The sequence below is a fragment of the Variovorax sp. Varisp53 genome (assembly GCF_059491555.1).
The window spans coordinates 1,391,581-1,411,899 of the sequence record NZ_CP168512.1; the positions used below are offsets into that span (position 1 = coordinate 1,391,581).

Below are 20,319 nucleotides of genomic sequence, written 5' to 3' on the forward strand. Positions count from 1 at the left end.
GAGGCAATAATGGGTTGGTCACCCGATGTAACTGATGTCTGCGATGCGCAACCCGGCGATTTTATCGGCCAGCTCCACACCCACGCCCCCGCCATCGCCGGAAAGGGCGCGCGCGCCCTTGCGCGGCAGTCCGTCCATCTTCGACGCCTGCCAGATCGGAGTGGTGCTGCGCACCGTGGTGTTCGTCGAGGTGGTGGTGGCGATTGCGACCCTGTTCGTGGCGTCCACGCCCGGCGAATGGTTGGTGCAGGCGGCCACGGTTACGGGCGGGGCCCTGCCTGCCACGCTGCTGTGGCTGGTGAGCGCCTGCGGGCTCAAGAAGCCGCTGCAGCGCCTGCCCAAGCAATGGCAGTACACGGCCGGCGCCGTGCTTGGCGCGGTGTCGGCGCTGTATGGCTGCGGCCTGCTGCGCCTCACGGGCGTGCTCTCCACCGCACCCTGGCTGGCCAGCGCCCTGGCCGGCACCCTGTTCTCGGCGCTGGTGATGGCCGCGATGGTGCTGCGCGCGCGCGGCCAGACGCCCGCGGCGATGACGGCCCGGATCGAAGAGCTGCAGTCGCGCATCCGCCCGCACTTCCTGTTCAACACGCTCAACAGCGCCATCGCGCTGGTGCGCGAGGAGCCGGCCAAGGCCGAGACCATGCTCGAAGACCTGGCCGAACTGTTCCGCCAGGCGCTGGCCGACCCCGGCGAATCGGGCACGCTGGCCGACGAGATCGCGCTGGCCGAGCGCTACCTCGCCATCGAGCAGGTGCGCTTCGGCGACCGCCTGCGCATCCGCTGGGACCTGGATGCCGCCGCCAGCAACGCGCGCCTGCCGCCGCTGCTGCTGCAGCCGCTGGTCGAGAACGCCATCAAGCACGGCGTGGAGCCCAGCCCCGAGGGCGCCAAGGTGCGCATCCGCACCGAGCGGCGCGGCGGCATGGTGGTGATCGAGGTGGTCAACAGCCTGCCGCCGCTGCGCTGGGCCGACGAGCCGCTGCCGCGCGGCCACGGCATTGCGCTGGCCAACGTGCGCGACCGTTTGCGGCTGCTGCACGACATGCAGATGCAGTTCAGCGCCGGCATGGACCAGAAGAATTACCGGGTTCGCATCGCCATTCCTGCCGAATCATGACTCTCAAGACCCTCATCGTCGACGACGAAGCCCTGGCGCGTTCGCGCATGCGCACCCTGCTGCGCGACTGCACCTCGCCTGCCGCCGACGTGGTGGCCGAGGCCTCGCAGGGCGCCGAAGCGCAGCGGCATCTTGCTGCGCTGGCGCTCGACCTGGTGCTGCTCGACGTGCACATGCCCGGCGTGGACGGCATCGAGGTGGCGCGCGCGCTGCGCAGCCGGCCCGACGCGCCGGCCGTGGTGTTTGTGACCGCGCATGCGAGCCATGCGGTGACGGCCTTCGACCTCGATGCGGTCGACTACCTGACCAAGCCCGTGCGCGCCGAGCGCCTGCAGCAGGCGCTGCAGAAGGCAGAGCGCTTCCTGAAGGAGCGCCGTGCACTGCAGGCCGAGACCCAGGTACCCGAGACGGTGCTGATCCAGGACCGCGGCCGCGCCGAACGCGTGCCGCTGTCGGAGGTGCTCTACCTCAAGTCCGAATACAAGTACCTCACCGTGCGCACCGCCACGCGCAGCCACATCCTCGACGGCTCGCTCAACGAGTTCGAGGAGCGCTATCCGAACCGCTTCCTGCGCGTGCACCGCAATGCGCTGGTGGCGCGCTGGGCCATCCGCGCATTGGAAAAGTACGACGATGGCGAGGACGCCGAAGGCTGGGCGCTGCGGCTCGACGCCATTCCCGAACCCGTGGCCGTGTCGCGCCGCCAGCTCGCCGCGGTGCGCGAAGTGCTGAAGGAAACGCGATGAACGACGAGCAGAAGACCCCGGCCTCCGAAGAAAAGCCCGCACCCGCCGAAGCCTCCGCGGAGCCTCCGCCTGCCGCGCCTGCATCCGAGGCCACGTCCGAACCCCCGCCCGAACCTTCGCCGGAGGAACTGCTCGCGCAACCCGCGCCGACCGGGCGCGAACGCCTGGTGCTGGACATGCCGATCGACGTGCGCAGCGCCTCCCTGGTGCTGCTCGCGGTGCTGGCCACGGTCTTCACGCTTCAGTGGGCGAAAGCGGTGTTCATTCCCCTGATGCTGAGCCTGCTGCTGGCCTATGCGCTGTCGCCGCTGGTCGAGCGCCTGTATCGCTGGAAGCTGCCGCGCTGGATCGGCGCAGCGCTGATCCTCGCGGGCGTGTTCGGCGGAGTGGGCTGGACCGGCTACTCGCTCTCGGGCAATGCCTCGCAGCTGCTCGATGCGCTGCCGATCGCAGCACAGAAGCTCGGGCAGGCGATGCGCAGGGACAGGAACGCCAGCGCCACGCCGCTCGAAAGCGTGCAACAGGCCGCCGCCCAGCTCGAACGCGCCGCCGAGGAAAACTCGGCCCGCGTGGCGGCGCGCAAGGGCGTGGCGCGCGTCATCGTCGAACGGCCCAACTTCAATGTGCGCGACTACCTGCTGAGCGGCACCGTCGGGCTGCTCAGCGCCATGGGGCAGCTCACGCTGGTGGCCTTTCTGACGTACTTCGCGCTGTGCTCGGGCGACACCTTCCGGCGTAAGCTGATCAAGATCACCGGGCCGAGCCTGCAGAAGAAGAAAGTCACCGTGCATGTGCTCGACGACATCACGCGCAACATCGAGCGCTATCTGCTGGTGCAGATCTTCACGAGCGCGCTGGTCGGCCTCGCCACCGGTCTCTCGTTCTGGGCCATCGGCCTCGAGAACGCTGCTGTCTGGGGCATCCTCGCGGCGGTCACCAACCTCATTCCCTACATCGGCTCGGTGATCGTGCTTTCGGCGGCCGGACTCGTGGCCTTCCTGCAGTTCAACACGCTGCAGATGGGCCTGCTGGTGGCCGGCACCTCGCTGGTCATCCACACGCTGGTCGGCAACCTGCTCATGCCCTGGCTCACCAGCCGCACCAGCCGCATGAACCCGGTGGCGGTGTTCGTCGGGGTGATCTTCTGGGGCTGGCTCTGGGGTATCTGGGGGCTGCTGCTGGGGATTCCGATCACGATGGTGATCAAGTCGATCTGCGACCGGGTCGAGGACCTGCAGCCGGTCGGGGAGCTGCTGGGGGAGTAGGGCTGCGCACAGCAGCGCAAGCCGGCCGCTCCCGGGCGCCGTCGTCGTTCGGCGCGGGGCTCAGCGCAGGGCGCGCTGCATCAACACGGTGTCCACCCACCGACCGAACTTGAAGCCGACGTCGCGCAGCACGCCGACCCGATCGAAGCCCAGTTTTTCGTGCAGCCGCTGCGAGCCCATGTTCGCGCTGTTGCCGACGACCGCCACCATCTGTGTGAAGCCGTTGTCGGTGCAGCGGCGGATCACTTCGTGCAGCAGCGCCCGGCCGATGCCGTGGCCGTGCATGCCGTGCGCGACGTAGATCGAGTCTTCCACCGTATGGCGGTAGGCGGAGCGGGCGCGGTAGGCCGTGGCGTAGGCATAGCCCGCCACTTCGCCCCCGATCGTCGCCACGAGGTAGGGGAGGCCGCGAGCGGCTACGTCGGCACGGCGCGCCTGCATCAGCTCGACGGTGGGCACTTCTTCCTCGAAGGAGCAGAGGTCGTGCAGCACGTAGTGGCTGTAGATGGCCTGCACGGCGGCCATGTGGTGCGGTTCGGCGTCGAGGACTTCGACGGTGGCGGAAGCGATGGATTGCGATGGCATGCCCCGATCTTGACGATCCACATTCGATAAGTGAAGCTTCGCCGAGATATGCAAGGCATGAGAAATACTTTGGACAAGTCGCTGAACCTCGACCAGCTCAGGTCTTTCGGGCTGGTGATCGAAACGTGCAGCTTCTCGGCGGCCGCCGACCGGCTCGGCCTCTCGCAGCCCGCCGTGAGCCTGCAGGTCCGCCAGCTGGAGCGTCGCCTGGCGGTGCGGCTCGTCGAGCGCGTCGGCAAGCGCGCGAAGGCCACGCCCGCGGGCATGGAGCTGCTGCGCCACATGCCGCACATCGACGCCGCGGTGGAGAACGCGATCGATGCGCTGGCCGACCATGCGAGCGGCATCGCGGGCCGGGTGCGGCTGGGCACGGGCGCCACGGCCTGCCTGCATTTCCTGCCGGCCGTGCTGCGCGGCCTGCGCGAACGGTTTCCGGAACTCGGCGTGGTGGTGAGCACCGGCAACACGGAAGACCAGGCACGCAAGGTGGAAGAGAACAGCCTCGACCTCGCGTTGGTCACGCTGCCGGTGGCGGGGCGGTCGCTGGCGGTGACGCCGGTGCTCGATGACGAGTTCGTCGCGATCGGCCGGGCGGACTCCTCGCCATTGAAGGCGAGGGTGGCGCCGGGCGACCTTGGCGCGTTGCCGCTGGTGCTGTTCGAGCCCGCCGCCAATACGCGCAAGCTGGTCGACCGCTGGTTCGCTGCGCAGGGCCTGCAGCCGCAGCCCGTGATGGAGCTGGGCAGCGTCGAGGCGATGAAGGAAATGGTGGCCGCAGGGCTGGGCCATGCCATCGTGCCCGGCATGTCGATGGTGGGCCGCGGCGCCCATCCCGAGCTGAAGGCCAGCCGGTTGAATCCCCGCATGCACCGCACGCTGGCCGTGGTGATGCGGCGGGACAAGCCCGTCAGCAAGGCCTTGCGCGCAGTGCTCGATGCCCTCGTGGCAGCCGGAAAGCCGCCCGCCCGCCGCTAGCCAGGTTTTCGTTATTCGGGAACGGCGGCCAGCGCCGCGCCGCCGCGCGCCCGGCCCAGCGTGCCGACAATCAGCGCGGCGATCAGCACCAGCACGCCGCTCAGCACCATCGCGCTGGAGATGCCGAAGCTGTCGACCGTCACGCCGCCGATCAGCGCGCCCGAGGCGATCGCCACCTGGAAGCCGCTCACCAGCAGGGCCTGGCCGGCTTCGGGCGCGTCGGGCACCGCTTCCATCATCCAGCCGGTCAGCGCCACCGGGATCAGGCCGAAGGCCACGCCCCAGATCACGACCACCACCGCGCCCGGCACGAAGCCAGAGCCGATCACGGTCGTCAGCAGCAGCGCCGTCGCGAGCATCAGCGCCGCCAGCAGGGTGGTGCCGCGCACGCTGCGTGCCACCAGGCTGCCGCCGACGAAAGTGCCGACGAAGCCCACCGCGCCGTAGACCAGCAGCAGCGTCGAAACGGAGTTGGGCGCCAGGCCGAACACCTGCTGCAGCAGCGGCTTCAGGTAGGTGTAGGCCGCGAAGTGGCCGGCGATGAAGAACAGCACCGCGAGCAGGCCGACCTGCGCCATGCGGCGCGTGAGCGGCGTCAGCAGGTCGCGTGCGCCGATGGCGCGCACCGGCGGAATCGACGGCAGCAGCCACAGCTGCACCAGCAGCACGAACGTGGCGAGAGCACCGGTCACGGCGAACGAGGCGCGCCAGCCGAACAGCGTGCCGAGGAACGAGCCGGCCGGCACGCCGAGCACGGTGGCGGCCGACACGCCGGCTAGCACGTACGACATGGCCCGTGCCTGCGAGGCATGCGGCACCAGCTGCGTGGCGGCGGCGGGTGCGAAGGTCCAGAAGCCGCCGACGCACAAGCCGAGCAGCAGGCGCGCGACCAGCATGGTGGCGAAGTTGGGCGCGAAGGCGGCGAGCAGGTTCGAGGCGATCAGCAGCGTGGTGAGCGCGATCAGCACGGTGCGGCGGTCGAGCTTGCCCGAAGCGACGATCAGCGCCGGGCCGGCGAAGGCGGCCAGCACGCCGGGCATGGTGACCATCAGGCCGGCCGTGCCGTCGGACACGTTGAGCCCGCGCGCGATGTCGGTCAGCAGGCCGATGGGCATGAACTCGGTCGAGACCATGGCGAAGGTGCCGACGGCGATGGAGCCGACGGCAAGCCATGCGGAGCGGGAGGCCGAGGCCGGTGCGGGTGCCGCCGCGCTCGCGAGCTCGTCGATGCAGGGGGTGCTGCTGGGTGAATTCATCATGGAATGCGGTCCTTGGAAGCACCGGCGATGAGCACGCCAATGCTGGTGAAGAGGCATTCGAGTGTGCGAGCGGTCGCGTGCGCGACATAGGGGCCGGGAAGCAGTAGTCAGTTTCCCGAGGGCGAACAATCGGCCCTTTTGATGGCTATCGCCATCCGCATGCCCGCTGGCGCGGCTCAGGTGAGCGCTGGCCGCAGCTGCAATATCCGGCCATCGGCGATGAACGAGTCGCCGATCAGCACACGAAAGGCCGCACCCTGCGGAAACTTCGGTTGGGCAATGGCCGGCGAGAGGAACTCGATCTCCAGTGCCGCAGGCTTGCCGCGTTCCAGCGCATCGCCCGGCGGCACGACCCAGCGCGCCGAGAAGCCTTCCTTGTCGATCACCAGCGCGCAGCGGTATTCACCCGGCGCGACAGGAATGTCCTGCGAGGGCAGGGCTGGCTTGCGGAAGATGAGCTCGGCGAGCGCATGCGGCGCGAACGCGCCCAGCGTGTCGAAGCTCGGTGGCGCCACTGCCGCGGGCGGCGGCGCGCGGCGTGGCCGCTTGCTGATGAGCCACGCGATGACGTTGCCGATGATCGGCACCCACAGCACCATCAGCAGCGTGCCGATGTCGCGGGTGGTGGAGCCGGGCACTGCGTAGTGCCGCACGACGGCGCCGCCGATGGCCACGCACAGCAGGACGGCGACGATGATCTTTCGGCGGAACTGGATCTTCGTGCTCATGCCTTGGGCGGTGCCGCTTCCGCAAAGGAGGGAATGTCGCAAGCGTGGTCCAGCCACGGCACTTCGTGCGAGGTCCAGATGTGCGCGGTGGGCCGCTGGCCCGGGTCGTCGTCGAGCGAACCCAGGCGCAGGATCACCTGCGGCTGCGCCACCCATTCGGCGACGAGGTGCGTGCCGCAGCGGGTGCAGAAGTGGCGCAGCTTGCCGGGCGTCGATTCGAAGGAGCCGATGGCGTCTTCGCCCGCGGTCCAGCGGAAGTCGGACCTGTCGACGCGCGCGGTCGTGGTGAAGGCCGCGCTGTGCGCCTTGCGGCAGGTCGCGCAATGGCAGTGGGCGATGGGCCCGGCGAGGCGGGCGGCTTCGTACCGGACGGTGCCGCAGAGGCAGGAGCCTTTCATGGCGATCTCTCTTGGGTGTTGGGGCCGCGAGTCTATGCCCGCTTTCGCCTCTTCCCCGGATGCGTCAGCCCGTGTTGCGCAGCCCCGCCGCCACCCCGTTGATCGAGATGTGAATGCCGCGCTGCAGCCGCTCGCCGCCGTCGCCCGCGCGGTAGCGCCGCATCAGCTCGACCTGCAGGTGATGCAGCGGGTCGATGTAGGGGAAGCGGTGGCGCACCGAGCGCTGCATCTCGGCGTTGCCTTCGAGCCGCTGCTTCGCGCCGGTGATGAGCGTGAGCGCATCCGACGTGCGGTGCCATTCGGCGTCGATCATCGAGAACACCTTCTGGCGCAGCTTGCGGTCGGTCACGAGTTCGGCGTAGCGCGAGGCCAGCGCGAGGTCGCTCTTGGCCAGCACCATGTCCATGTTCGACAGCAGCGTGCGGAAGAAGGGCCACTGCGCGTACATCCGCTGCAGCAGGGCCACGCGTTCCTTCTTGCCCGCGGCGGTGCCGGCGGCGGCCAGGAACTGCTCCACGCCCGAACCGAAACCGAACCAGCCCGGAATGGTCAGGCGGCACTGGCCCCAGCTGAAGCTCCACGGCACCGCGCGCAGGTCGTCGATCTTGTGGCTGGGGTTGCGCGACGCGGGGCGCGAGCCGATGTTGAGTTCCGCGATCTCGCGGATCGGCGTGGAGCCGAAGAAGTAGTCGCCGAAGCCCGGGGTCTCGTACACCAGCTTGCGGTATGCGGCCATGCTCGCGGTCGACAGCTCGCCGGCTGCCGAGAGGAAGGTGGCCGGCGCCAGCTTGCCCTGCGGCAGCAGCGTGGCTTCGAGCGTGGCGGCCACCAGCGTCTCGAGGTTGCGCCGGCCGATCTCGCGGTTGGCGTACTTCGAACCGATGACTTCGCCCTGTTCGGTGAGGCGGATCTGGCCGCGCACCGTGCCCGGCGGTTGTGCGAGGATCGCCTGGTAGCTCGGGCCGCCGCCGCGCCCCACCGTGCCACCCCGACCGTGGAACATGCGCAGGCGAATGGGGTTGGCCTTCTTCTTGTTCAGCTCGTCGAACAGCGACACCAGCGCGATGCCCGCGCGGTACAGCTCCCAGTTGCTGGTGAAGATGCCGCCGTCCTTGTTGCTGTCGCTGTAGCCGAGCATCACGTCCTGTTCGGCGCCCGAGCGTTCGATGAGCGCCTGGATGTTCGGCAGCGCGTAGAAGGCACGCACGATGGGCGCGGCGTTGCGCAGGTCTTCGATGGTTTCGAACAGCGGCACCACGATCAGGTCGCACACCGCGTTGGTGGCCATCGCGCCGCGCAGCAGACCCACTTCCTTCTGCAGCAGCAGCGCCTCGAGCAGGTCGCTCACCGTTTCGGTGTGGCTGATGATGTAGTGACGGATGGCCGCTGCGCCATAGCGCGCACGCGCGGTGCGCGCGGCGGCGAAGATGGCCAGTTCGCTCTTCGCGAGCGGCGAGTAGTCGGCGTCGGGCACGCGCAGCGGACGCGCGTCGTCGAGCAGCTTGAGCAGCAGCGTCTGCTTGGCCTCTTCGGCCAGCGACGCATACGAGGGCTCGATGCGCGCGGTGGCCAGCAGCTCGGCGATCACGGCCTCGTGCTTGTCGGAGCTCTGGCGCAGGTCGACCGTGGCCAGGTGGAAACCGAACACTTCGACCGCGCGGATCAGCGGCAGCAGGCGCGGTGCGGCGAGCACGTTGCCGTGCTTTTCCTCGAGCGACTCGGCCACGGTGCGCAGGTCGGCCAGGAACTCTTCGGCCGCGGCATACGGGTTCTGCGGCGAGACGGCATGGCGTGCGGCCTCGCCGCCGGTGAGCTCGCGCAGCGTGGCCGCGAGGCGCGCATACACGCCGGTGAGCGCGCGGCGGTAAGGCTCGTCCTTGCGGTGTTCGCTCTTGTCGGGCGAGCGCTCGGCCAGCGCCTGCATCTCGACCGACACGTCGACCAGTGTGGCCGACAGCGACAGCTCGCTGCCCAGGTAGTGCACCTCGGTGAGGTAGTAGCGCAGCGCCAGCTCGCACTGGCGGCTCAGTGCGTATTCGAGCGTCTCGGCGGTGACGTTGGGGTTGCCGTCGCGGTCGCCGCCGATCCACTGGCCCATGCGCAGGAAGGGGGCGACCGAAGGCGTGTGTCCGCCCTGGGCCAGTGCCTTTTCGAGGTCGGCGTACACGCGCGGAATCTCGCGCAGGAAGGTGGCTTCGTAGTAGCTCAGCGCGTTCTCGATCTCGTCGGCCACGGTGAGCTTGGAAAAGCGCAGCAGGCGCGTCTGCCAGATCTGCGTGACGCGGATGCGCATCTGCGTTTCGTTCTCGGCGAATTCGAGCGGCGTGAGCGCATCCTTTCCCCCGGCGTAGGCGCTCTGGCGCAGCTTGATCTCGTCGCGCGCGGTGAGCAGTTGCGCGATGGCGCGCTCGGCGTCGAGGATGCTCTTGCGCTGCACTTCGGTCGGATGCGCGGTGAGCACCGGCGAGACGTAGCTGTGGGCCAGCGAGGCAACGATCTCGTCGGGCTTTACGCCCGCCTTGCGGATGCGGGCGAGGGCGGTCTGCAGGTCGCCGTCGACGCTTTCACCGGCGCGCTCGGTTTCGGTGCGGCGGCGGATCTGGTGACGGTCTTCCGCGAGGTTGGCCAGGTGGCTGAAGTAGGTGAAGGCGCGGATCACGCGCACCGTCTCGGCCGCGCTCAGGCCCTTGAGCAGGTTCTTCAACGCGCGGTCGGCGGCGTGGTCGGCATCGCGGCGAAAAGCCACGGACAAGGTGCGGATCTTCTCGACCAGCGCGTAGGTCTCGTCTCCCTCCTGCTCCCGGATCACGTCGCCGAGGATCCGGCCCAGCAGCCGGATGTCGTCGATCAACGGCTGGTCTTCGGCCTGGCGGCGCTTGGGGGGAGCAGGGGTCTTGCTGGCTTTCATTCGATGTTGGTCCTGGACTTCTTGAATGGATGCGCCGTCTGCGTTGCTGCGGCGCAACATGCTAGCATTCCAAGGGTTTGGAACACGTACTTTTGGAACAGGTCTTGAGCAATATCGTGATCGCCACGCGCGAAAGCCGCCTGGCACTCTGGCAAGCCGAACACGTGCAGGCGCTTTTGCAAGAAAAGGGCCACACGGTCAGCCTGCTCGGCCTGACCACCACCGGCGACCAGATCCTCGATCGCTCGCTCAGCAAGGTGGGCGGCAAGGGGCTCTTCGTGAAAGAGCTCGAACTCGCGCTCGAAGAAGGGCGCGCCGACATCGCGGTCCATTCGCTGAAAGACGTGCCGATGGACCTGCCCGAAGGCTTCGCGCTCGCCTGCGTGCTGGAGCGCGAAGACCCGCGCGACGCGCTCGTCTCCCCGCGCTACGACTCGCTCGACGCACTGCCGCAGGGCGCGGTGGTCGGCACCTCCAGCCTGCGCCGCGTGGTGCTGCTGCGCGCGCTGCGGCCCGACCTGCGCATCGAACCGCTGCGCGGCAACCTCGACACCCGCCTGCGCAAGCTCGATGAAGGGCAGTACGACGCCATCGTGCTGGCTGCGGCCGGACTCAAGCGGCTGGGGCTCGAGAGCCGCATCCGCGTGGCCTTCGACCCCGACACCATGCTGCCGGCCGCGGGGCAGGGTGCATTGGGCATCGAGGTGCGCGCGGACCGCACCGATCTCATCGGACTGCTGGGCTCGCTGGCCCATGACGGCGACTGGCTTTCCACCACTGCCGAGCGCGCGGTGAGCCGCGCAATGGGCGGCAGCTGCTCGATGCCGCTCGCGGCCCACGCGCGATGGCAGGCCGATGGCGCGCTGCGCATCGATGCAGCGTGGGGCGACCCGGAAGGCAACGCGCCGCTGGTGAAGGTGCATGCGCTGGCGCCCGCCGCCGGCTTCGCCGAGGCCGACGCGCTCGGCCAGCGCGCCGCGGCGCTGCTGCGCGACGCCGGAGCCCACTGACATCCGTGGTCATCGCATGACCGCCCGTCCCGTCATCGTCACGCGGCCGGCGCGCGAGGCAGGGCAATGGGTGAGCGACCTGCGCGCGGCGGGGCTCGACGCAGTCGCGCTGCCGCTCATCGTGATCGAGCCGGTGGTCGATGCCGAGCCCTTGCGCACGGCGTGGCGGCAACTCGGGGACTACTCGGCGCTGATGTTCGTGAGCGCCACAGCCGTCGAGCATTTCTTCCAGCACAGGGAGCCTGGCCGCGCATTGGCGGGATGCCGCTTCTGGGCCACGGGCCCGGGTACCACGCGCGCCTTGCTTCGTGCCGGCGTGCCGACCGGGTCCATCGATGCGCCGCCGCCCGAAGCCACGCGCTTCGACTCCGAAGCGCTGTGGGAGCGCGTGCAGGCCCAGGTGTCGGCCGGCGTGCGCGTGCTGATCGTGCGCGGCGGCGACGAGGCCGGACGACCGACGGGGCGCGACTGGCTCGCCAACGAGATCGATGCTTCGGGCGGCCATCGCGACACCGTGGTGGCATATCGCCGGCTGTCGCCATCGCTGGACGTCGTACAACGCCAGTTGGCCATCGATGGTGCCGAGGGCCGCGCGATCTGGCTCTTCAGCAGTTCCGAGGCCATCGGCAATCTCCAGCGGGCGATGCCTGGCGTCGACTGGCATGCCGCAAGCGCGGTCGCCACGCATGCACGCATCGGCGAAGCCGCGCGGGCCGCGGGTTTCGGGGCGTTGCGTGTAAGCACGCCGCTGCTGGATGCGCTGATCGCGTCTATAGAATCCTTGGCATGAGCGCCGCGTCCCCGTCAGACGATCTTTCCTCTTCTTCCCCAACCGCTGCCACCGCGCCGGTGCCTGCCACGCTGGCACCGCACCAGACGCCGGCCGCGCAGGCCGCGGGCGCGCTGCTCCTCTCCCGCCTGGGATTCGGCCTGGTGGCCCTCGTGGCGCTGGCCGCATTGCTGATTGCGATCGCGCTGTGGCAGAAGGTCAGCGGCATGAAGGAGCAGCTGGCGCGCCAGAGCGCCGACGCCATCGCGCAATCGATGGAGGCGCGCACGCTGGCGCGCCAGGCGAGCGACACCGTGCGCGACGCTTCAGCCCGTGTGGCCCTGGTCGAAACCCGCGTGGCCGAAGTCGCGCTGCAGCGCTCGCAGCTCGAAGAACTGATTCAAAGCCTCTCGCGTTCGCGCGACGAGAACCTCGTGGTCGACATCGACTCGGCCGTGCGCCTTGCCTTGCAGCAGGCACAGGTCACGGGCAGCGTCGAGCCGCTGCTGGCCGCGCTCAAGGCCGGCGACGTGCGCATCGCGCGTGCCGCGCAGCCGCGGCTGACCCCCTGCAGCGGGCCATGCAGCGCGATGCCGACCGCCTGCGCAGCAGCGTCAGCACCGACAGCGCCGAAGCGCTTCAGAAGCTCGACGAACTGATGCGCGGCGTGGACGACCTGCCCACGCTCAACGCGGTTGCCGTGCGCGGCAACGGCACCAACGCCTGGCAGGCCGAACCGATTCCCGCCGATGCGCCGTGGTGGCAGCGCGCACTGCTCACGGTGCGCGGCGAAGCCCGCTCGCTGGTGCGCGTCGGCCGCATCCAGAGCCCGGAGGCGATCCTGCTGGCGCCCGAGCAGTCCTATTTCCTGCGCGAGAACCTCAAGCTCAAGCTGCTCAATGCGCGCCTGTCGCTGCTGTCGCGGCAGATGGAAGCCACGCGCAGCGAACTGTCGCAGGTGACCGCGTCGCTCAACCGCTATTTCGATCCCGCATCGCGTCGCACCCAGGCTGCCGCCACGCTGCTGCAGCAGTTGCAGGCCCAGATCAAGACGACCGAGCCGGTGCGCATCGACGACACATTGACCGCGCTCGCCACCGCGGCTGCAGGACGCTGACCGGGAATGCGCGCCGCAATCTGGCTCCTCGCGCTGTTTGCCGTTGCCGCGGCCGTCGCCCTGTTCGCAGGCAACAACCAGGGCACCATCACCGTGTTCTGGCCGCCGTGGCGCGTCGACCTGTCGCTCAACCTCGTGCTGGTGATCCTGCTGGTGGCCTTCGTGCTGCTGCACGCCGCGCTGCGCGCGCTGGCGGCGTTGTTCTCGCTGCCGAAGCAGGCGCGCCAATGGCGGCTGCAGCAGAAGGAACGCACGCTGCATGCGGCGCTGCTCGACGCGATGGTGCAACTCATCTCCGGCCGCTTCTCGCGCGCCCGCAAGGCGGCCCAGGCCGCACTGACGCAAGAGAAGACGCTGGCCGCGCTGGGCGCCAGCCTGCCGCAGGCGCAGCAGGTGCGCGTGCTGTCGCATCTGCTGGCCGCTGAAAGCGCGCAGGCCCTGCAGGACAAGCCGGCGCGCGACGCCCACCTGCAGCAGGCCCTCAACGAAAGCGCCGACCGCGCCGTGCTCTCCAGCCCCGAGACGCGCGAGGGCGTGCAACTGCGCGCGGCGCGCTGGGCGCTCGAGGACCGCGATGCGGCGGCGGCGCTCGCCCGGCTCGAAGAGCTGCCGCAAGGCGCACAGCGCCGCACGCTGGCCCTGCGGCTGCGGCTCAAGGCGGCGCGGCAGGATCGCCGCACGCTCGAGGCGCTCGAAACCGCGCGCCTGCTGGCCAAGCACCGGGCGTTCTCGGAAGCCGCGGCGCAGAGCATCGTGCGGGGCCTCGCGACCGAGTTGCTGTCGGGCGCGCACGATCCTGCGCAGCTGCTTCGCGCCTGGACCGAACTCGATGCCAGCGAACGCGGAATGCCCGAGGTGGCAATCCATGCCGCGCAACGGATGGTCGCGCTGCGTGGCGACCTCGCACTGGCGCGCGGCTGGCTGCTGCCGGCCTGGGAGCGCATGGTGGCCAATCCGCGTGGGCTGGGTGACGCGTTGCGCGTCAAGCTCGCGCGCGCGCTCGAAGCGGGGCTCGATTCGGTGGACGCCGACTGGCTGGCGCGCATCGAAAGTGCACAGCGCAACAACCCGCGCGACCCGAACCTGCAATACCTCGCGGGCATGGCCTGCATGAAGCGCCAGTTGTGGGGCAAGGCCCAGCAGTTGCTGATGCAGGCCGGCCTGGGACTGCAGGACACCGAGCTGTACCGCCGCGCCTGGCTTGCACTGGCCAGGCTGGCCGAAGACCGCAACGACACCGAGCAGGCCGCCGAGGCGTGGAAGCGCGCGGCGCAGGTCGAGAACAGCTGAGCGTCTGCAGCGGCAGGCGGATGAGCGCGGGGCGGGGGCGCGCACCCGGAGTCCCGAGCGGGCCATGACCGCGTCGTAGCCCGACGCACCCTGAAGATATCCCGGCGATCCAGCATGGCATTCGCGCGGCGATGCGAGCTACCGGCTCATTGCAAGGCATAAAAAAACGGCGCCAGGTGGCGCCGTTTTTGGTTGCGGGCGTGTGTCGCTCAAAGCGTGCGTTGCTGCTGCTCGAACGGCAGCGACATCGAACCGAGGTCGCGGCGGGTTTCGACCAGCACCAGCGGGCCTTCGTCGAGCATGACCACCGGCGGGCGTTCGCGCGGCACGTGCACCGGCTTCGGCTCGGCCTCGATGGCGGCGCGGGCCTGGGCGATGCGCTCGGCATCCGAGTTGACCCACTGCAGGCCCGAGTTCTCGGCGATCTGCGCGAGTTCGGTCAGTGGCAGCTCGAAGGACTGGACCTTGGGCAGCGCGCGGCCGTTGGCGGCTGCAGGTGCCTTGGCGCTTTCGACCACGATCGGTGCGGACACCGGCGCCGGGCGCTCGGTGCGGACCTGCTGCGGTGCGGCGGGCTGGCGGGCTTCCGGTGCGGCAACTTCTCGAGCTGCTTCGGCGCGTTCCGACACCAGCGGCAGTTGCTGCTGCGGACGGGACTCCGGGGCTTCCGCTGCGACGCCTTCGGCGACCGGCGCGCCGGCCGTGCTGCCGGCTTCAGCTTCGTCGCGCGGGCCGCGTTCGCGGCGGTCACGGCCGTAACGGTCGCGCGAACGGCCGCGACGCTCGTCGCCTTCGCGGCGAGGCATCTGCTCGTTGTTGCCGTTGATGGCTTCATTGCCTTGCGCCGCATCGGAAGCCGCGGCTTCGGCGCCGCGTGCATCCGCTTCGGCTTGCGGCGCATCGTTGCGGCGTTCGCGGCGGCCGTCGTTGCGGTCGCCACGATCGCCACCACGGTCACCACGCGGAGCGCGCTGTTCGTCGCGGCCGCTGCGGGGCTGGCGCTCGCCTTGGGCGGCTTCGTCGCCAGCGGGTGCTGCGTCGCCGCGCGGCTGGCCGTTGTCGCCGTTGCGCTCGGCGCGTTCGCCACCACGGTCGTTGCCGCGTTCAGCACGTTCGCCACGCTCATTGCGCTCGCCACGTTCACGGCGTTCGCCGCGGGCGCGGGGTGCGCGTTCAGCTGCGTTGCCTTCGTCGCCTGCGACAGCGCCGGATGCCAGTTGCTGGGCTTCCAGGCTGATGTTGCCGTCGAGGGCCTCGGCCGGCGCGTTGTTGCGGCCTTCACGGCCTTCGCCTTCGCGGCGCTCGCCACGGCCGCTGCGGCGTTGTTCGCCGTCGCGCGGTGCGCGCGCTTCACGTGGCTCGCGGGGCTCACGCTGCTCGCGCGGTTCGCGTTGTTCACGCGGCTGGTTGATGCCGTCGCTGCGCTGCTCGCTGACGCGGCCTTCACGGCCTTCGCGACCTTCACGGCGCTCGCCGCCACGGCCACCACGGCGTTCGCCGTCGCGGCCACCGGAGCGTCCGCCGCTCTCGCCACGGCCTTCACCGCGAGCTTCGCCACCACGGCCGCCGCGGCGCTGTTCACCGTCACGTCCGCCGGCACGCTGTTCGCCATCGCGGCCCGGTCGGCCGTCGCGGCGGGGCTTCGGCGCCTCGACCGGAATCGCAGCCGGCGCAGGCGCTGGAGCGGGTGCCGGCGTGCCGCCGAACAGGTTCTTGATCCAGCCGAAGAAGCCGGTCTGTGCCGGAACCGGCGCGCTCACCACGGGCGGAGCGACCGGTGCGGGTGCTGCGGCGACAGGCGCGCGCACCGCTTCGGGCTTGGGCGGCACTACTGGCGCGGGAGCGTCGGGCAGCACGCCCTTGATGACCGGCGTCTGCTTGTTGGTGGGCTCCTGCGAGCGGCGCGTGACCGAGGTCGGGTCCTCGATCTCGTCGGCCATCTTGTAGCTGGCTTCGATGTGGTCGAGGCGCGGATCGTCGTGCTTCAGGCGCTCGAGCTTGTAGTTCGGCGTTTCGAGCGTCTTGTTGGGCACCATCAGCACGGTGACGCGCTGCTTGAGTTCGATCTTGGCGATTTCGGGGCGCTTTTCGTTCAGCAGGAACGAGGCGACTTCCACGGGCACCTGCACGTGCACGGCGGCCGTGTTGTCCTTCAGGCACTCTTCCTGAATGATGCGCAGGATCTGCAGCGCGCTCGACTCGGTGTCGCGGATGTGGCCCGAGCCGCCGCAGCGGGGGCAGGGGATCGACGAGCCTTCGCTGAGCGCCGGCTTCAGGCGCTGGCGGCTCATTTCCATCAGGCCGAACTTGCTGATCGAGCCGAACTGCACGCGGGCGCGGTCTTGCCGCAGCGCGTCGCGCAGGCGGCTTTCGACTTCGCGGCGGTTCTTCGACTCGTCCATGTCGATGAAGTCGATGACGATCAGGCCGCCCAGGTCGCGCAGGCGCATCTGGCGGGCCACTTCGTCGGCGGCTTCGAGGTTGGTGCGGGTGGCGGTTTCTTCGATGTCGCCGCCCTTGATGGCGCGGGCCGAGTTCACGTCGACCGAGACCAGCGCTTCGGTGTGGTCGATCACGATGGCGCCGCCCGAGGGCAGTTGCACGGTGCGTGCGTAGGCCGATTCGATCTGGTGCTCGATCTGGAAGCGGCTGAACAGCGCCGCGTCGTCGCGGTAGCGCTTCACGCGGGCGGCATGCTCGGGCATGACGTGCGCCATGAACTGCTGCGCCTGGTCGTAGATGTCGTCGGTGTCGATCAGGATGTCGCCGATGTCGTGATTGAAGTAATCACGGATGGCGCGGATGACGAGCGACGATTCCTGGTAGATCAGGAAGGCGCCCTTGCCGCCCTTGGCCGCGCCGTCGATGGCGCTCCAGAGCTTGAGCAGGTAGTTCAGGTCCCACTGGAGTTCGGACGCGATGCGGCCGATGCCGGCGGTGCGCGCGATGATGCTCATGCCCTTCGGGTACTCGAGCTGGTCCATCGCCTCCTTGAGTTCGGCGCGGTCGTCGCCCTCGATGCGGCGCGAGACGCCGCCGCCACGGGGGTTGTTCGGCATCAGCACGACGTAGCGGCCGGCCAGCGAGATGAAGGTGGTGAGGGCCGCGCCCTTGTTGCCGCGTTCTTCCTTCTCGACCTGGACGGTGAGTTCCTGGCCTTCGCGGATCGCGTCCTGGATGCGGGCCTGGCTGGCCGACACGCCTTCGGCGAAGTACTGCTTGGAGATTTCCTTGAACGGCAAGAAGCCGTGGCGGTCTTCGCCGTAGTCGACGAAACAGGCTTCGAGCGAGGGCTCGACGCGGGTCACGACCGCCTTGTATATGTTGCCCTTGCGCTGTTCGCGCCCTTCGATTTCGATTTCGTAGTCGAGCAGTTTCTGCCCGTCGACGATGGCCAGGCGGCGTTCTTCGGCCTGCGTGGCATTGATCAGCATCCGCTTCATGATGCGTTGTCCTTATATGTATCGTTCTACCGGCTCTTGACGAGCCAACGATGCACGGACGACGCCCGCGAAACCAGGGAATTGCCGCTTGGGCCCCGGATGCTGTGACTGCCGCGCCAGGCGCGAGCAGGCCTCTCGAGCGCTAGCTCAAGAAGACAGCCGGGGTGGGGGCGCGTGGATGGGCGCGAGCCAGATTCGGTGTTGAGTGGCTATCTTTTTGATAGCCGGTTGCGCAAGGGTGGCGCGCGCCGCGGACGATTCAATGCCTGAGGCCGCTGGTCGAAACCAGGTCGGCCAGCGCAGGCACATTTGAATCAGCAGCATCAACACAACAAGGGACTCGCTTCGATCCGCCGGCAGCTTGGAAGCTGCAGGCTGGGTATTCCGTATCGGTGTTTCGTGGGTGTCGGCTTGACTTGGGTGCCTGGTCTGCCACTTTGCGCCATTGCGCGGGGTTTGCAGCTCGGCGCCAAAGCGGCATCGACCTCGCAGCGCTGTCCTGGGTATTTGATGGCAGTGGACTAAACTTCTGTCTAATCAAGCACTTACATGACCGCGCTGGTGAAAAACATTATAGGTGCGAAGCAGGGCCCGGCGGCTGCTCCAAATCCCGCAGACCCAAAAGCCCCAACCGATACCGGGGCGCCGCATTCGGCCATCAAATTCCTCACGGTCGACGCCGAATCTGCCGGGCAGCGGCTCGACAACTTCCTGTTCCGCCATCTGAAAGGCGTCCCGAAGACGCACGTCTACCGGATCATCCGGTCCGGCGAGGTGCGCATCAACAAAGGCCGGGCGCAGGCCGAAACCCGCATCGAGGTGGGCGACGTGCTGCGGCTGCCGCCGATCCGCATCTCGCCCCGCGCGGAAGAGGGCGCGGCCCCACCCGCGCCGGCGCGCGAGTTCCCGGTGCTGCTGGAAGACGATGCCGTGCTGGCCATCGACAAGCCGGCCGGCGTGGCCGTCCACGGTGGCAGCGGCGTGAGCTTTGGCGTGATCGAGCAATTGCGCACGGCGCGGCCCGCCGCCAAATTCCTGGAACTGGTGCATCGGCTGGACCGCGAAACCTCCGGCATCCTGCTGGTCGCCAAGAAGCGCAGCGCGCTGGTCGCGCTGCAGGACCAGTTCCGCGAACGCGAGACCGGCAAGACCTACCTGGCGCTGGTCGAGGGGACCTGGCCCGCCAACAAGAAGGTGCTCGATGCGCCGCTCGCCAAATATCTGCTGCCCGACGGCTCCGGTGCGGGCGCCGGCGAGCGCCGTGTGCGCGTGGTCGCCAAGGACCATCCGGATGCCATGCGCGCCGTCACGCTGGTGCGCGTGCTGGCACGGTTGTCGCTGCCGGGGGATGCCACGCCGCTGTCATTGCTCGCGGTGACGATCAAGACTGGCCGCACGCACCAGATCCGTGTCCACCTCGCGTCGGCCGGCCATCCGATTGCCGGCGACGACAAGTACGGCGAGTCCGAACGCCAGCGCGCGCTGCAGAAACTCGGCCTCAAGCGCATGTTCCTGCATGCCTGGCGGCTGCAATTCAACCACCCGGCCAGCGGTGATCGCGTGGCGTTGCAGGCCCGCCTGCCGCCCGAGCTGCACGCGCTCATGCCGCCTGCCGCCCTCGAGGCGCTGGCCCAACACCCCGTTGCGACGACCCATGACTGATTCCCCCCGCCCCCTTCGCTTCGACCTGATCGCCTTCGACTGGGACGGCACGCTCTACGACTCCACGCGCCTGATCGTGCGCTGCATCCAGGCGGCGGTGATCGACGTCGGTGGTGCCAAGCCGAGCGAGAACGACGCCGCCTGGGTGATCGGCCTGGGCCTGGCCGAGGCGCTCGCCCGCGCGGCGCCCGACGTGCCGAAGGAAAAATATGCCGAACTCGGCGCGCGCTATCGCTATCACTACCTCCAGCACCAGGACGACCTCGTGCTTTTCGACGGCGTGCTGCAGATGCTCGATGCGCTGCGCGCGCGCGGCCACAAGCTGGCCGTGGCCACGGGCAAGTCGCGCCGCGGCCTCAACGAAGCGCTCAGGTCGGTCGCGCTGCGCGACCGCTTCGACGCCTCGCGCACGGCCGACGAAACCTTCGGTAAGCCGCATCCGCGCATGCTGCTGGAGCTGATGGAAGAACTCGACGTGCCGCCGGAACGCACGCTGATGATCGGCGACACCACGCACGACCTGCAGCTCGCCCAGAACGCGGGCGCCGCCAGCGTGGGCGTGAGCTACGGCGCGCACGAACCGGCCAGCTTCGACGAATTCAAGCCGCTGCACATCGCGCATTCGGTGGCCGGGCTGGAAGCCTGGCTCCTCGACAACGCCTGAAGACCCCGCCATGAGCGACGAAGAACGCATTCCGCTGTGCAACGCCTCGGACCTGGTCGAGGGTGGCCTGGCCGTGCCTTTCGACGTGGTCTACGGCGGAGAAACATGCCGCGCCTTCGCGGTGCGTTTCGAGGGGCGGCCGCATGCGTTTCTCAACCGGTGCAGCCATGTCGCGATGGAGCTCGACTTCCAGCCCGACCGCTTCTTCGACGACACGGGCCAGTGGCTGCTGTGCGCCACGCACGGCGCGGTCTACAAGCCCGACACCGGCGAATGCATGGGCGGCCCATGCCGCGGTGGCCTCGTGAAGATCGCCTTGAGCGAGCATGACGGCGTGGTGCACTGGCATACTGACTGGAACCTTCACCCCCTGACCTTCTGAC

The 20,319-nt window shown here is 69.1% G+C and carries 17 protein-coding genes and 1 pseudogene; 11 read left to right on the top strand and 7 right to left on the bottom strand.

The window, feature by feature from the left end; all coding sequences use genetic code 11:
- Positions 1-18: 18 nt before the first annotated feature.
- Positions 19-174, bottom strand: a complete 156-nt coding sequence (locus ACEOAB_RS06270; RefSeq protein ID WP_413750423.1) for a hypothetical protein — start codon at positions 172-174, stop codon at positions 19-21.
- Between ACEOAB_RS06270 and ACEOAB_RS06275 the strand changes: the two genes are divergently transcribed.
- The 3 genes from ACEOAB_RS06275 to ACEOAB_RS06285 are packed head-to-tail and all read left to right on the top strand — an operon-like array spanning position 119 to position 3,128.
- Positions 119-1,117 (top strand): sensor histidine kinase, encoded by a 999-nt coding sequence (locus tag ACEOAB_RS06275; protein WP_413315898.1) that lies wholly within the window; start codon positions 119-121, stop codon positions 1,115-1,117. The two genes, ACEOAB_RS06270 and ACEOAB_RS06275, sit on opposite strands and share 56 nt — an antisense overlap.
- The gene (locus tag ACEOAB_RS06280) at positions 1,114-1,863 is read left to right on the top strand and encodes a LytR/AlgR family response regulator transcription factor (RefSeq protein ID WP_413750419.1); all 750 of its coding nucleotides are present in this window, start codon (positions 1,114-1,116) and stop codon (positions 1,861-1,863) included. The genes ACEOAB_RS06275 and ACEOAB_RS06280 overlap by 4 nt, the downstream gene beginning before the upstream one ends.
- Positions 1,860-3,128 carry an AI-2E family transporter gene (locus ACEOAB_RS06285; RefSeq protein WP_413750420.1) on the top strand — a complete coding sequence of 423 codons (1,269 nt, stop codon included), beginning with the start codon at positions 1,860-1,862 and terminating at the stop codon, positions 3,126-3,128. The genes ACEOAB_RS06280 and ACEOAB_RS06285 overlap by 4 nt, the downstream gene beginning before the upstream one ends.
- Positions 3,129-3,188: 60 nt before the next feature.
- Here ACEOAB_RS06285 and ACEOAB_RS06290 read toward each other — a convergent pair whose 3' ends face one another.
- Positions 3,189-3,713, bottom strand: coding sequence for a GNAT family N-acetyltransferase (locus ACEOAB_RS06290; protein WP_413750421.1), 525 nt, complete (start codon positions 3,711-3,713; stop codon positions 3,189-3,191).
- A 48-nt stretch (positions 3,714-3,761) separates the two neighbouring features.
- On the opposite strand from ACEOAB_RS06290, the gene ACEOAB_RS06295 reads away from it, so the two are divergent.
- Positions 3,762-4,688, top strand: a complete 927-nt coding sequence (locus tag ACEOAB_RS06295) for a LysR family transcriptional regulator (protein ID WP_495653547.1) — start codon at positions 3,762-3,764, stop codon at positions 4,686-4,688.
- Positions 4,689-4,699: 11 nt separating this feature from the next.
- Here ACEOAB_RS06295 and ACEOAB_RS06300 read toward each other — a convergent pair whose 3' ends face one another.
- The 4 genes from ACEOAB_RS06300 to ppc all read right to left on the bottom strand — a co-directional run bounded on the left by ACEOAB_RS06300 (position 4,700) and on the right by ppc (position 9,981).
- On the bottom strand, positions 4,700-5,947 hold the full coding sequence (locus tag ACEOAB_RS06300) for an MFS transporter (protein WP_413750297.1): 1,248 nt from the start codon (positions 5,945-5,947) through the stop codon (positions 4,700-4,702).
- Positions 5,948-6,123: 176 nt separating this feature from the next.
- Entirely contained in the window at positions 6,124-6,675 is a 552-nt protein-coding gene (locus ACEOAB_RS06305) for a hypothetical protein (RefSeq protein WP_413750298.1), read from the bottom strand.
- Positions 6,672-7,073, bottom strand: a complete 402-nt coding sequence (locus ACEOAB_RS06310; protein ID WP_413750299.1) for a GFA family protein — start codon at positions 7,071-7,073, stop codon at positions 6,672-6,674. Before ACEOAB_RS06310 ends, ACEOAB_RS06305 begins: the two co-directional genes overlap by 4 nt.
- Positions 7,074-7,137: 64 nt before the next feature.
- On the bottom strand, positions 7,138-9,981 hold the full coding sequence (ppc, locus tag ACEOAB_RS06315) for a phosphoenolpyruvate carboxylase (protein ID WP_056586670.1): 2,844 nt from the start codon (positions 9,979-9,981) through the stop codon (positions 7,138-7,140).
- Positions 9,982-10,085: 104 nt separating this feature from the next.
- On the opposite strand from ppc, the gene hemC reads away from it, so the two are divergent.
- From hemC to ACEOAB_RS06335, 4 genes and pseudogenes are all read left to right on the top strand, one after another.
- On the top strand, positions 10,086-10,991 hold the full coding sequence (gene hemC / locus ACEOAB_RS06320) for a hydroxymethylbilane synthase (protein WP_007830453.1): 906 nt from the start codon (positions 10,086-10,088) through the stop codon (positions 10,989-10,991).
- Between the two features lie 16 nt (positions 10,992-11,007).
- A complete protein-coding gene (locus ACEOAB_RS06325) occupies positions 11,008-11,781 on the top strand; it encodes a uroporphyrinogen-III synthase (protein ID WP_413750301.1) in 774 nt (257 codons plus the stop codon).
- Positions 11,778-12,877: pseudogene (locus ACEOAB_RS06330) on the top strand (uroporphyrinogen-III C-methyltransferase). Before ACEOAB_RS06325 ends, ACEOAB_RS06330 begins: the two are co-directional and overlap by 4 nt.
- A 6-nt stretch (positions 12,878-12,883) precedes the next feature.
- A complete protein-coding gene (locus tag ACEOAB_RS06335) occupies positions 12,884-14,167 on the top strand; it encodes a heme biosynthesis protein HemY (RefSeq protein WP_495653548.1) in 1,284 nt (427 codons plus the stop codon).
- Between the two features lie 209 nt (positions 14,168-14,376).
- Here ACEOAB_RS06335 and ACEOAB_RS06340 read toward each other — a convergent pair whose 3' ends face one another.
- Complete coding sequence (locus tag ACEOAB_RS06340) at positions 14,377-17,610, bottom strand: Rne/Rng family ribonuclease (RefSeq protein ID WP_495653549.1); 3,234 nt, start codon at positions 17,608-17,610, stop codon at positions 14,377-14,379.
- Positions 17,611-18,171: 561 nt separating this feature from the next.
- Between ACEOAB_RS06340 and ACEOAB_RS06345 the strand changes: the two genes are divergently transcribed.
- Genes ACEOAB_RS06345 through ACEOAB_RS06355 form a run of 3 tightly spaced genes read left to right on the top strand, consistent with a single transcriptional unit; the run spans position 18,172 to position 20,318 of the window.
- Positions 18,172-19,272 carry an RluA family pseudouridine synthase gene (locus ACEOAB_RS06345; protein WP_495653550.1) on the top strand — a complete coding sequence of 367 codons (1,101 nt, stop codon included), beginning with the start codon at positions 18,172-18,174 and terminating at the stop codon, positions 19,270-19,272.
- Positions 19,265-19,936 carry an HAD family hydrolase gene (locus tag ACEOAB_RS06350; RefSeq protein ID WP_413750771.1) on the top strand — a complete coding sequence of 224 codons (672 nt, stop codon included), beginning with the start codon at positions 19,265-19,267 and terminating at the stop codon, positions 19,934-19,936. The genes ACEOAB_RS06345 and ACEOAB_RS06350 overlap by 8 nt, the downstream gene beginning before the upstream one ends.
- Before the next feature lie 10 nt (positions 19,937-19,946).
- Positions 19,947-20,318, top strand: coding sequence for a Rieske (2Fe-2S) protein (locus ACEOAB_RS06355; RefSeq protein WP_007830460.1), 372 nt, complete (start codon positions 19,947-19,949; stop codon positions 20,316-20,318).
- Position 20,319 lies beyond the last annotated feature (1 nt).

Excerpts from the sequence above, each read along its gene's own strand:
- ACEOAB_RS06280 (WP_413750419.1), top strand. The coding sequence starts at position 1,114 with ATGACTCTCAAGACCCTCATCGTCGACGACGAAGCCCTGGCGCGTTCG.
- ACEOAB_RS06285 (WP_413750420.1), top strand. The coding sequence starts at position 1,860 with ATGAACGACGAGCAGAAGACCCCGGCCTCCGAAGAAAAGCCCGCACCC.
- ACEOAB_RS06290 (WP_413750421.1), bottom strand. The coding sequence starts at position 3,713 with ATGCCATCGCAATCCATCGCTTCCGCCACCGTCGAAGTCCTCGACGCC.
- ACEOAB_RS06295 (WP_495653547.1), top strand. The coding sequence starts at position 3,762 with ATGCAAGGCATGAGAAATACTTTGGACAAGTCGCTGAACCTCGACCAG.
- ACEOAB_RS06300 (WP_413750297.1), bottom strand. The coding sequence starts at position 5,947 with ATGATGAATTCACCCAGCAGCACCCCCTGCATCGACGAGCTCGCGAGC.
- ACEOAB_RS06305 (WP_413750298.1), bottom strand. The coding sequence starts at position 6,675 with ATGAGCACGAAGATCCAGTTCCGCCGAAAGATCATCGTCGCCGTCCTG.
- ACEOAB_RS06310 (WP_413750299.1), bottom strand. The coding sequence starts at position 7,073 with ATGAAAGGCTCCTGCCTCTGCGGCACCGTCCGGTACGAAGCCGCCCGC.
- ppc (WP_056586670.1), bottom strand. The coding sequence starts at position 9,981 with ATGAAAGCCAGCAAGACCCCTGCTCCCCCCAAGCGCCGCCAGGCCGAA.
- ACEOAB_RS06325 (WP_413750301.1), top strand. The coding sequence starts at position 11,008 with ATGACCGCCCGTCCCGTCATCGTCACGCGGCCGGCGCGCGAGGCAGGG.
- ACEOAB_RS06335 (WP_495653548.1), top strand. The coding sequence starts at position 12,884 with ATGCGCGCCGCAATCTGGCTCCTCGCGCTGTTTGCCGTTGCCGCGGCC.
- ACEOAB_RS06340 (WP_495653549.1), bottom strand. The coding sequence starts at position 17,610 with ATGAAGCGGATGCTGATCAATGCCACGCAGGCCGAAGAACGCCGCCTG.
- ACEOAB_RS06350 (WP_413750771.1), top strand. The coding sequence starts at position 19,265 with ATGACTGATTCCCCCCGCCCCCTTCGCTTCGACCTGATCGCCTTCGAC.
- ACEOAB_RS06355 (WP_007830460.1), top strand. The coding sequence starts at position 19,947 with ATGAGCGACGAAGAACGCATTCCGCTGTGCAACGCCTCGGACCTGGTC.